Source organism: Streptantibioticus silvisoli (assembly GCF_027947535.2).
GTDB classification, from domain to species: domain Bacteria; phylum Actinomycetota; class Actinomycetes; order Streptomycetales; family Streptomycetaceae; genus Streptantibioticus_C; species Streptantibioticus_C silvisoli.
Genome location: NZ_JAAGKO020000107.1, coordinates 1 through 11,670, shown reverse-complemented (window position 1 = coordinate 11,670; position 11,670 = coordinate 1). Strand labels below are relative to the sequence as shown.

Annotated in this window: 9 protein-coding genes; 5 read left to right on the top strand and 4 right to left on the bottom strand. The window is 74.1% G+C overall.

The genetic code is table 11. The features are described from left to right. The first annotated feature begins 173 nt into the window (after nt 1-173). Entirely contained in the window at nt 174-1,913 is a 1,740-nt protein-coding gene (locus tag POF43_RS33895; protein ID WP_271325341.1) for a bifunctional 3'-5' exonuclease/DNA polymerase, read from the top strand. 189 nt (nt 1,914-2,102) lie between these two features. Here POF43_RS33895 and POF43_RS33890 read toward each other — a convergent pair whose 3' ends face one another. The 4 genes from POF43_RS33890 to POF43_RS33875 all read right to left on the bottom strand — a co-directional run bounded on the left by POF43_RS33890 (nt 2,103) and on the right by POF43_RS33875 (nt 6,835). After that, nucleotides 2,103-2,507, bottom strand: coding sequence for a DUF427 domain-containing protein (locus tag POF43_RS33890; protein ID WP_282699206.1), 405 nt, complete (start codon nt 2,505-2,507; stop codon nt 2,103-2,105). 58 nt (nt 2,508-2,565) lie between these two features. After that, nucleotides 2,566-3,453 carry a Gfo/Idh/MocA family protein gene (locus POF43_RS33885; protein WP_271325122.1) on the bottom strand — a complete coding sequence of 296 codons (888 nt, stop codon included), beginning with the start codon at nt 3,451-3,453 and terminating at the stop codon, nt 2,566-2,568. 242 nt (nt 3,454-3,695) lie between these two features. Beyond that, entirely contained in the window at nt 3,696-6,278 is a 2,583-nt protein-coding gene (locus POF43_RS33880; RefSeq protein ID WP_271325121.1) for an MFS transporter, read from the bottom strand. Further along, nucleotides 6,275-6,835 carry a MarR family winged helix-turn-helix transcriptional regulator gene (locus tag POF43_RS33875; RefSeq protein WP_271325120.1) on the bottom strand — a complete coding sequence of 187 codons (561 nt, stop codon included), beginning with the start codon at nt 6,833-6,835 and terminating at the stop codon, nt 6,275-6,277. Before POF43_RS33875 ends, POF43_RS33880 begins: the two co-directional genes overlap by 4 nt. 724 nt (nt 6,836-7,559) lie before the next feature. Here POF43_RS33875 and POF43_RS33870 point away from each other — a divergent pair. The 4 genes from POF43_RS33870 (at nt 7,560) to POF43_RS33855 (ending at nt 11,422) form a co-directional block, all read left to right on the top strand. Next, the gene (locus POF43_RS33870) at nt 7,560-8,576 is read left to right on the top strand and encodes a heavy metal-binding domain-containing protein (RefSeq protein ID WP_271317522.1); all 1,017 of its coding nucleotides are present in this window, start codon (nt 7,560-7,562) and stop codon (nt 8,574-8,576) included. 58 nt (nt 8,577-8,634) lie between these two features. Next, on the top strand, nt 8,635-9,465 hold the full coding sequence (locus POF43_RS33865) for a heavy metal-binding domain-containing protein (protein WP_271317521.1): 831 nt from the start codon (nt 8,635-8,637) through the stop codon (nt 9,463-9,465). 81 nt (nt 9,466-9,546) lie between these two features. Continuing rightward, a complete protein-coding gene (locus tag POF43_RS33860; RefSeq protein ID WP_271325202.1) occupies nt 9,547-9,984 on the top strand; it encodes a hypothetical protein in 438 nt (145 codons plus the stop codon). A 286-nt stretch (nt 9,985-10,270) separates the two neighbouring features. Continuing rightward, on the top strand, nt 10,271-11,422 hold the full coding sequence (locus POF43_RS33855) for a cation diffusion facilitator family transporter (RefSeq protein ID WP_271325203.1): 1,152 nt from the start codon (nt 10,271-10,273) through the stop codon (nt 11,420-11,422). Nucleotides 11,423-11,670: the final 248 nt, after the last annotated feature.

Below are 11,670 nucleotides of genomic sequence, written 5' to 3'. Positions count from 1 at the left end.
CCGGGGGGGCGCCGGAGGGCCATCGCCCGGGGGGCGCCGCACGGGGGTTCGCCCGCGCCGCACCGGCGCGGCGGCCCCCGGAGCGACGGAAGCGGCGGCCGGTCCGGGCCGCCGCTTTCGTGTCGTTTCGCGCCCTCCCGTCCACCGCACAGCCGTTCGGATAGGCTCGGCCGGTGACCAGAGCCACCGCAGACCGGATCGCCGTCGCCGAGGACCAGGTGGGTCCGGGCGGCCGGCTCCAGGCCCTGGACGAGACCGGCCGGCCCGCGGGGCCCCCCGAAGCGGTGCCGGACCTGGCACGGGCGGTCGCCGAACGCGAGGCCGCCCGGCACCCGCGCTGGGTCTGGGCCGCCACCGACGACCTCTACCAGCGGCTGCTGGACCGGCTGCCGGACCGCCTCGGCCGCTGCCACGACGTGCGGCTGACGGAGTCCCTGCTGCTCGGCCACGCCGAACTGCACCGCGCGCCGCGCTCGCTGGGCGCCGCCTGGGCCCGGCTCAACGACCTGCCGGTGCCGGAGGACCCGCGGGCCGGCCACACCGACGGCCAGCCATCGCTGTTCGTCGCCGACCGCCACCAACTGCCCTCCGGCGCCGACCACTTGACGGCGCTCGTGGCCGTCCACGCCGACCAGGTCCGCCGGATCGCCGCGCTGGAGCGCCCGGACCGCATGCGGTTGCTGTGCGCCGCAGAGTCCGCCGGCGCGCTGGCGGCCGCCGAGATGGGCCGCGACGGCCTGCCGTGGAGCGCCGACGCGCACGACGCGCTGCTGACCTCGCTGCTCGGACCGCGCCCGGCCGGCGGCGCCCGGCCCGAGGTGCTCAGCCGGCTGACCGCGCAGTTCCAGGAAGCGGTCGGCCAGCCGGTCAACCCCGACTCCCACCCCCAGGTGCTGGCCGCGTTCGCCCGCGCCGGCGTCCCGCTGCCGTCCATCCGCTCGGAGGTGCTGCGCGACGTCGGCCACCCGGCCGCCGCGGTGCTGCTGCGCTACAAGGAACTGTCGCGCGTCCACTCCGCGCACGGCTGGGCCTGGCGGGAGAGCTGGGTGCGCGACGGCCGCTTCCGGCCCGAGTACGTGGTCGGCGGCGTCATCTCCGGCCGCTGGGCCAGCCGGGGCGGCGGCGCCCTGCAGATCCCCCGCCTGCTGCGCTCGGCGGTGCTCGCCGACCCCGGCCACCGCCTGGTGGTCGCCGACGCCGGTCAGCTGGAGCCCCGGGTGCTGGCGGCGATGTCCGGCGACCGCGCGATGGCCCGCGCCGCGGCCGGCGGCGACCTGTACGCAGGGCTGGCGGCCACCGCCTTCGACGGCGACCGGGCCCGCGCGAAGATCGGACTGCTGGCGGCGATGTACGGCCAGACCAGCGGTGAGGCCGGGCAACTGGTCGCGGTGCTGCGCCGGCGCTTCCCCGACGCCATGGACCTGGTGGAGAGCGCCGCCCGCACCGGCGAGGCCGGCGGCGTGGTCCGCTCCCGGCTGGGCCGCACCTCACCGCGCCCGTCCGCGGGCGGCCCGCGGGACGACGGCCAGGACCTCGCTGAGCCGGCCGACAACGACGGGGGCGACGCGGACCCGGGCGCCTCGTCCGCCGCCCGTGCGGCCCGCAGCTGGGGCCGCTTCACCCGCAACTTCGTCATCCAGGCCAGCGCCGCCGAGTGGGCGCTGGCCCTGCTGGCGGCCCTGCGCCGCCGGCTCGCCGTACTGCCGCCGGACGCCGACGGCGCCGTGCCGCGGCTGGTGTTCTTCCAGCACGACGAGGTCATGGTGCACTCCCCCGCCGCGACGGCCGACGCGGTGGCCGAAGCCGTCACCGCCTCCGCCGCCGAGGCCAGCGCCCTGGTCTTCGGCCCGACCGCGGTGCGCTTCCCGCTCGACACCAGGATCGTGCGGTGCTACGCCGACGCGAAGGACTGACACGGTACGGCGGCGGGGGCTCAGGCGGTGCGCCGACGGCGGGGGCGCAGGCGGTGCTGAGCGGATCCCAGAGGCTGACGCGGTACACCGCCCCCAGGGGCTGACGCGGTCCGTACGGCACCGGGTTCCCCGGGCCGGCGCCGGGTTCCCGGGGACCGGCGCGGCGGCGCCCCGGGAAACCGGCGGCCGTCAGACGGCGGGGGCCGGCGGGACCTCGCCCTCGACGGTGACCTGGGCGACGGTGTCGTAGAACGACAGGTGGCCCTTGATGCCGGACACCACCGGGATCGGGTCCTCGTAGGCCCACGCGACGTCCGGGCGGGCCGGGTGGGTGTCGTCGCCGCGCAGCGTCCAGTACGAGGCCAGGCCCTTGAAGGGGCAGGTGGTGTGCGTGTCGGTGGCGTCGAACAGGGTGAGGTCGACGTCGTCCGGCGGCAGGTAGAAACGCACCGGGATGCCAGTCTCGTAGACCAGGACCGGGCGCCGGGAGTCGGCGACGGTCCGGCCGTCGATCTCGACGGTGATCCGCTGGGTGCCGGGGACGGCCGTCACCGTGTGCCCGGTGCTGCCGTTCGTGTTCTCGCCGTGCGCCATGATGGGCCTCCTCGCCGGGTGTCCGCTTCGCGTCTTCGCGGTGCGCGTCCGTTCAGCGTCAACGCCCGCCGTCGAGGGCCTGTTCCGCCGCCGCGAGGATTTCGACGACCCGAGCCGCGAACCGCACGTCACACGTGTGCGGTTCACCCGTTCGGGCGGACTCCAGCAGCGCGTCGACGGCCCGGCCCAGCGGCCGCACCGGACCTCCGTCAGCGGACTGCGGCAGCGCGACGACGCCGTGCCCGCCACGCAGCTCGACGACCACGCCCGCAGCCGGGGTCGGCGCGCGCAGGGTGAGGGCGGCGGTGCTGGACGCGCCGCCCTCGTGCCGCAGCACCAGGTGGACGGCGTCGGCCGGGCCGTGCGCCGCGGTGACGTCGGTGACGTCGCCGAGCACCGGCAGCAGTACCGACAGCGCGTGCGGGCCCACGTCCCACAGGCCGCCCTTCTCCGCCCGCCACGACGAGTCGGCGAACGGGCTGCCGCTGCCGGTGAAGACGTCGCCGAAGTAGTCGGCGCGGGCGGTGAACCACTCGCCGGCCGCCGCCTGCTGCTCGATCCAGGCCGCCGCGGGGTCGGTGAACCGCAGGGTGAAGAACACCACGGAGGCGACCCCGGCGGCGGACACCGCGTCCACCACCGCGCGAGCGCCGTCGACCGAGGCGGCCAGCGGCTTGTCCAGCAGCAGGTGGCGGCCGCGTTCGGCGGCCCGGACCGCCAGCGGCGCCTGCACGGCCGGCGGCAGCGCGATCGCGACCGCCTCGCACGCGTCGATCAGCGCGTCGGCGTCCTCGAAGACCTCGGTGCCGAACTCCTGCGCCAGCTCGCGCGCCGCCTGCGGCCGGCGGCCCCAGACCCCGGTGAACTCCACGTCGGGGTGGGCGCTGAGCGCGGGCGCGTACGCCAGGTGCGCCCACGGGCCGGTACCGAGAAGTCCGATCCTCACAACTGCCGCCTTCCGCCCGGGCCGGAACCCGTCTCGTACCCGGCCGCTGTCGTCGCGCAGCGTACGCGCTGCCGGCCGGGCCGCGCATCAGCGCCCGCCCGAAAACGGCAGGTGTACCGCACGATGGGACGGCCGGCCGGGAGATCGTGACGTACACGGAGCGACCGAAAAGCCCGCCGCCCGCGCGTTCATCGGATGAACACGCGGGCGGCGGGGTCGTACGGGTGGTACCGGTGCCGGGGTCAGCCGACCGTTCCGTGACCGAGGTCGACGTCGAAGTCGTCGCGTCCCTCGGCCTCCAGGCGCACCGGGGTGGCGACCGGCGCGTACCCGCTGGCGATCACGGTGTAGTCGCCGCCGCTGAGGTCGGTGAACCCGTACTCGCCGTCGGTCCCGGTGGTGGCGGTGCCGACCACGTTGCCGGCCGGGTCGAGCAGGGTGACCCGGGCGTCGTCCAGCGGGCTGCCGTCGGCGGTGCGGACCGTACCGCTGATCCGCGCGCCGGGGGCGAGCTGCACCTCGTACCAGTTGGGCGTGCCGGGGGCGACCTCGACCGGCAGCGCGCTGGGCCGGTGGCCCTCGTGGCTGACGGCCAGCGTGTAGGCGCCGGGGACCAGCTCGCCGAAGGCGAACTCGCCGTCCGTGCCGGCCGCGCCGGTGGCGACGACCTCGCCGCGGAAGTCGGTGGCCACGACGAGGGCGCCGGGCAGCGCGCCGCCGCCGTCCGCGTCGATCACCGCGCCGGTCAGGCCGGCCGCGGAACCGCTCAGGGTGAGGTCGAGGTCGACCGGGCTCTCGCCGACGACGACGGTGGCCGCCTGCGGCTGGCGGGAGCCGGCGGAGCCGATCAGCACGTAGGTGCCGGCGGCGGGCGCGGAGAGCCGGTAGTGGCCCTGCGCGTCGGAGTCCGCGCGGTCCAGCTGGCGGCCGCCGACGTCGATGAGGGTGACGACGGCTCCGGTCACCGCGACGGCGTCACCGTCGCGCACCGTGCCGCGCACGGCGATACCGGACGGCTGCGGCTCCGCGGCGACGGGTGCCGGCTCGGCGGCCGGGGCCTCGACGGCGGGCGCCTTCTCCAGGACGGCCACCGACTGCGCGGTACCGGTGGTGTCGGCCGGTGCCTTGGTGGACGCGGCCTCGGCGGCCTCCGCGGCGCGGGCCTCCAGACCGGAGACCTGGCGCAGCGGCACCTCCTTGATGAACAGCATCAGCAGGAAGGACGCCACCATGACCGCGGCACCCAGGAAGAACACCGAGTGCATGGAGTCGGCGAAGCCCTGCTTGAACGGTTCGGCGAGCCGCGGGTCCAGCTTCTGGATGAACGAGGAGTCGTTCAGCACGTTGGCGGAACCGCCGGTGGCGCCGTGGTTCTGGAGCATCGAGATGACCGGCTTGTTGACCGGGTTGGAGGCCACCGCCGGGTCGTGCACGGCGGCCAGGAAGCTCGGCGTCCGCGCGGCGTTGGTGAAGGCCGTGGCGATCTTGCCGCCCACGTTGCTGAACAGGACCGACAGGAAGATCGCGGTGCCCGCGGTGGCACCCATCTGCCGGAAGAAGGTGGACGACGCGGTGGCCACACCCATGTCGCGCGGCGGTACCGCGTTCTGCACGGCGAGCACCAGCGTCTGCATGCAGCAGCCCAGGCCCAGGCCGAACAGCAGCATGTAGATCATGGTCTGCCACAGCGGGGTGTCCCACTGCACCCGGGTGGCGAACAGCAGCATGGTGATGACCATCAGTGCCGTACCGATGACCGGGAAGACCTTGTAGCGGCCGGTCCTGGCGGTGGTCTGACCGGAGACGACCGAGGCGATCATCATGCCGGCCATCAGTGGCAGCATCTCCAGGCCGGACTTGGTCGGGCTGGCGCCCTTGACGATCTGGAGGTACTGCGGGATCAGCAGCAGCCCGCCGAACATGCCCATGCCGATGAGGGCGGCCAGCACGCTGGTCTTGCTGAAGGTGGCGTTGCGGAACAGCCGCATCGGGATGAGCGCGTCGTCGCCGATCCAGCGTTCCACCAGGACCCAGGCGATCAGCCCCACGCCGCCGATGGCGTAGCAGGCGATGGAGCGGGTGGAGGTCCAGCCCCAGGTGCGGCCCTGTTCGGCGACCACCAGCAGCGGCACGATGCCGACGGCGATGGTGATGGCGCCCCACCAGTCGATGCGGTGCTCGCGCCGGGTGTGCGGGATGTTGAGGACCTTGGCGACCACGATCAGCGCGATGACGCCGACGGGCACGTTGACCAGGAAGACCCAGCGCCAGCCGGTGATGCCCAGCAGGGTGTTCTGACCGGCCAGGAAGCCGCCGATGAGCGGGCCCAGGACGCTGGAGGTGGCGAAGACGCCGAGCAGGTAACCCTGGTACCGGGCTCGTTCCCGGGGCGGCACGATGTCACCGAGGATGGCGAGCGCCAGCGACATCAGACCACCGGCGCCCAGGCCCTGGAAGGCGCGGAACGCGGCGAGTTCGCCCATGGAGGTGGAGAACGTGCAGGCGGCCGACCCGACGACGAAGACGGTGATCGCGATCAGGTAGTACGGCTTACGGCCGTGCAGGTCGGACAGCTTGCCGTAGAGCGGCGTCGCGATGGTGGAGGTGATCAGGTACGCGGTGGTGGCCCATGCCTGCTCGCTGAGGCCGTGCAGATCGTCGGAGATGGTGCGGATCGACGTCGCGACGATGGTCTGGTCGAGCGCGGCCAGGAACATGCCGAGCATGAGGCCGCTGAGGATGGTCAGGATCTGCCGGTGGGACATGCCCCCCGGCGCGGATATCGGCTGGGTTCCCGCGGTCGGCGGGGACGCGGCGTTACTCATTCTTGGCTTTCTCCCTGCTTGGCCGCGGTGCCCGTGCTTCCCCCGGAGCAGTCGCGCGGCTGATGGTGTTCGACCAGGTCGTCGTTGAGGCGGGCCATCAGCCGGATCAGCTGGTAGCGGTCCTCACCCGTCCACGGCTCCAGGAGCGCGGCGAGTTTCGTGTCACGGATGCGCTTGTAATGCTCGAACGCCTCCCGGCCGGCCGCGGTCGCGGTCAGCAGTGAGCCGCGCCGGTCCTCGGGATCCGGGTGGCGTTCCACCAGGCCGCGCTCCACCAGGGAGCGCACCTGCCGGCTGACGGTCGACAGGTCCAGGAAGGCGTCGGCGGCCAGATCGGTCGCCCTGCGGTCGCCCCCGACGACCAGCCGCGCCAGCAGTACCCGGTCCGCGGCCCGGGCGTCGTCGTTGGCGCTGTGCTTCCAGGCCGCGATCAGCCGGGTGAACCGGATGATCTCGTTGCCGAGTCCGGACGCCGCCTCCTGGGCGGTCGCGGACCCCGGCTCGCCGTCGTCCTCCGGCCGGGTGACCGATGCCCCTGTGCCATGGACCGTGCCCATGTCCACCGCTTCTCCGCCTCTGACTTCGATGGTGCGTGCTCAGTTTCGCCATCGGCCGTGCTGTCGGCCATGACGTCGCCTTGTTATCGGCGCCTTCAGTGTTGCTTGTATCCAGCAACTTATTCTAGACCCTGTCCGCGCGTGCTCGGGGCCGGGCCGTCCGCCACCCCGGCTCCCCGCCCCGCCGGACCCCCGGCGGCGGACCCCGCCCGGCGGTCCCGCCGCAGGTCATCGACTTGTAGGACGAACGGCGGGGGTGCGCCGAATGTGGCGGACCGCACTAAGGATCGACAGTTCACCCGTACGAGGCGGCCCACCGCGGTGGAGGCCGGACGGGCCAGCGCGGGTCGGGCGGGGGCTGGGCGCAGGCCCGACGGGAGCGGCTGCGGACGGAGGCCGGAGGGGCGGGACGGGAGCGGCTGGGACCGAAGGAGGGCCGGACGGCGCCGGGGTCGTCACCGGAGTCACCGGAGTCGTCACCGGGTCGGCGCCGGGGTCGGCGGCGGGGTGGTCACCGGGTCATCAACGGGGTCGGCGGCGGAGTCGGCACCGGGGTCGGCCGCTTCGCCCCGAAATCCGTCCCACGCCAGGGAGTCCCGAGTTGTCCACAGCTTCGCACCAGGGCGGAGCCGGTTGTCCACACCGCGATGCCGGATGTCGTGACAACGGCCTACAGTGGTCCTCCCATGCCCTGACGGGGGCTTTCGAGGGGGAGGGATGTCCCATGAGCGGGGAATGGACCGGGCAGTCCTTGCCGCCGGTCGCGGCCGCCCGGATCGCCGGGGCCCGTGACAGCGGCACGTGGTCGTCCGCGCTGTCCACCGGCGAGTTCGCGGCCATCCGGTCCGTCGGCTTCGAACCGGTCGGCCAGGTGATGGGGTCCGCCGTCTACCGGGTGGCCCGGCAGGGTTCGTACTACGGCTATTACGACTGCGGTCGTTCCATGGGCTTCATGACGTCGGCGTTCGACAGCCCGGTGGTGCTCTCCGGCCAGGGCGCGCCCTCCCGGGGGCTGGTCCAGGTGCTGATGGACGCCCGCCACAAGGCGATCGCCCGTATGACGGCGGAGTGCTCGGCGCTCGGCGGGGACGGCGTGGTCGCCGCCCACCTGACGATGGCGCCGTTCCCGGCCGCGCCGCACTGCCTGGAGTTCCAGGTCATCGGCACCGCCGTCCGCGCCCAGGGGGAGGTACGGCCGCGCAAGCCGTTCACCTCGCACCTCGACGGTGAGGGCTTCGCCAAGCTGGTCAGCTCCGGCTGGATCCCGGTGGAGCTGCTGGTGGGCCTGGCGATCGGCGTGCGGCACGACGACTACCGGCTGCGGCGGCAGAGCGGCTGGTCGGCCGGCAACCAGGAGATCGGCGGCTGGACCGACCTGGTCTCCGGCACCCGGCACGACGCGCGCCACCAACTGGCCCAGCAGGCCCGGCACACCGGCGCCGACGGGGTCGTGCTGGGCAGCAGCGACCTGCGGGTGTGGGAGGAGAGCTGCATCCGCACCAGCCGCAACAGCGACAGCGAGGCCGAGGACCACGTCGCCGAGGCCATGCTGGTCGGCACCGCCATCGCCGCCTTCAGCACCCGCCGGACCCCGCAGCGCACGCTCACCGTGATGCCGCTGGACTCCCGGCGCAAGCGGCTGGCCCGGCGCATCGAGCGGGACCTGAGCTCCTACGGCACCGATCCGCTGGTCACGCGGACCCGGCTGGCCCAGCTGGAAGACCTGGACGGCCAGGAGTGACGGCGTCCCGGCACGCAGTACGCGCCACCGATCACCACATCACGAGGGGAACCCGGACATGACAGCGAACGACCCCACCGCCCAGGGCGTGCCCGCCGACGCGATGCGCCGGCTGGCCGAACTCCAGCCGGGCCGGCCCGGTGGGATCTTCACCAGCGACCTGTCGGTCAACGAGTTCCTGCTGGTGCGGGAGGCGGGCTTCCGCCCGATCGGCCTGGTGCTGGGCAGCTCGATCTACCACGTCGGCATGCAGGTGGGCCGCTGGGGCAAGAACCAGGAGCTCACCACCCTCAGCCAGGCGATGTACCACGCGCGGGAGCTGGCGATGACCCGCATGGAGGCCGAGGCCGCCCAGCTGGGCGCCGACGGCATCGTGGGCGTTCGCCTGTCGGTGGAGGCCCGCGAGTTCGGCAACGACGTGGCCGAGTTCATCGCGATCGGCACCGCCGTCAAGGCCGACGCCCCGCCCCCCGGCGGCGGCACCTGGCGCAACGTCAAGGGCCAGCCGTTCACCTCCGACCTCAACGGCCAGGACTTCTGGACGCTGATCCGGGCCGGCTACGCGCCGCTCGGCATGACGATGGGCACCTGCGTCTACCACATCGCCCACCAGAAGATGGGCTCGGTCTTCTCCAACATCGGCAAGAACGTGGAGATCGAGCCGTTCACCCAGGCGCTGTACGACGCCCGGGAGCTGGCGATGGAGCGCATGCAGCACGAGGCGGAGGAGCTGCACGCCGAGGGCATCGTCGGCGTCCAGCTCAACTCGCACAACCACCGCTGGGGCGGGCACACCACGGAGTTCTTCGCGATCGGCACCGCGGTGCGGCCGCTGCGCGACGACCACGTCATCGAGCGCCCGACCATGGTCCTGAGCCTGGACAGCTGACCGGCCCGGCCGGGCGGGTACCGTCAACGGCGCCCGCCCGGCACCGGCCGCACCCCCATCACCGCCCTCGGAGAGGCCCCGATGACCTCGAACGACCCCGTCCCCTACGACCCGGACGACACCGCCGGATCGCTGGAGATGCTGACCGCGGCCCTGCGCCAGGACGCGGCCGACCTGGAGCTGTACACCCGGGTGCTGACCGGCACCCTGGCCGACGCGCTGCCGCCCGGTTCGGTGACCATCCAGCGCAAGCGCGGCATGGCCGACCGGCTGGCCGGCCGCGAGGGCCGGATCGAGCGGCTGGAGGTGGCGCTCGGCGAACAGCGCCTCGCGCTCGTCATGGACCGAGGCCGGGTCACCAGCGAGGTCTGCAAGGAGGTCCGCGGCGTGGTGCTCTCCCGCCGCCCGGCCCCGCTCGACGAATGGGTGGCCGAACTCGCCGCCGCCGTCGCCGCCCGCGCCTCCTCCGACGCCAGGGCCCGCGCCGCGCTGGAACGGCTCATCCTGGGCAACGGCTGACCCACCGCCTTCCCCCGACCCCGCCCGCGGCGCCGACGGCTCCGCCGGGCGGGGTTCGGCGTTCCCCCACCACGTTTCCCCCGGCTCCCGCTTCCCGGGCGCGGCGCGCTTTCGGTGGGCCGGGCGGGCGCCGCGCCGCGCTCTTGACGTGTCGTCCGGAAAGCCGCTGGTCGGCGCGGTGTTACCGGCTCCGATAACCGTTGCCAGTGCAGTCTTTGGTTCTCCGGCGGATTCGCGGTTCACTTCAGGGGGTCCCGCAGGCGGACCCGGCGGCGAGAGGACGGCGATGGGCAGCGGAACGCGGCACGGCCACCGCCACGACCACGGCCGGGCGACGGGCGAACCGGCCGCCGCCCGCCCCGGCGCGGACCACCGGGACGCCCCGGCCCGGCAGGCCGAAGAGCCCGGCGACCACGGCCACGACAGCGGTCCCGGTGCCGCGGGACACGACCACGGCGCGGGCGGCCACACGCACGCGGTGGCGGCCGACGCGGACCGCCGGTGGCTGGTGATCGCGCTCGCGCTGATCGTGGCGTTCATGGGCGTCGAGGTCTTCGCCGGTGTGGTGGCGCATTCGCTGGCGCTGGTCTCGGACGCCGCCCACATGCTCACCGACGCGGCGTCGATCGGGCTGGCGCTGCTCGCGATGCGGCTGGCGGCCCGGCCGGCCCGCGGCGGTTTCACCTACGGCCTCAAGCGGGCCGAGATCCTGTCGGCGCAGGCCAACGGCATCACGCTGCTGCTGCTGTCGGTCTGGCTGGGGTACGAGTCGGTGCGCCGGCTGATCGCGCCGCCGCAGGTCACCGGCGGCCTGGTGCTGGCGACGGCGCTGGTCGGGGTCGCGGTCAACCTGGTGGCGGCCTGGGCACTGTCGCGGGCCAACCGCACCTCGCTCAACGTCGAGGGCGCCTTCCAGCACATCCTGACCGACCTGTACGGCTTCGTGGCGACGGCCGCGGCGGGCCTGGTCGTGCTGCTGACCGGGTTCGCGCGGGCGGACGCCATCGCCTCGCTCGTGGTGGTCGCGCTGATGCTGCGGGCCGGGACCGGTCTGGTGCGCGAGTCGGGGCGGATCTTCCTGGAGGCCGCGCCCTCCGGCATCGACCCGGACGCCCTCGGGGACCGGCTGGTCGCCAGGGCCGGCGTCGTCGAGGTGCACGACCTGCACGTCTGGGAGATCACCTCCGGCCAGCCCGCGCTGTCGGCGCACATCCTGGTCGAGCCCGGCGGCGACTGCCACGCCGTTCAGCGCGGCATGGTCGAACTGCTGCGTCTCGACTACGGCATCGGCCACACCACGCTCCAGGTCGACCACGCGCCCCAGGAACTGCTGAACGTCACCGGACGCCCCGGCAACGACGACGGTCCCCCGCCGGAACACGGCCACTGCGCCGACGCGCACGGCCCCGTCCACCGCGAGGGCCCGCACCCGCACTGACAGCACGTCCTGTCCGCCGACGGCAACCGGGGGACTCCGTCGGCAGCCCGCAGCGTCTTTCCGTAACCGGGGCCCCTCCCTCAGCAGCCCCGGGGGCTCGGTCGGCAAGCACCCCGGTCCCGCTCCACCGGCACCGCGCTGCTGGCCCGACAACGGCAACCGGGCCTCAGTCGGCAAGCGGGTCGGCGCGCACTCCAACCGCACCGCACTCCCGGCCCGACAACGGCGGCCCAGCAGCCCGCGACCGC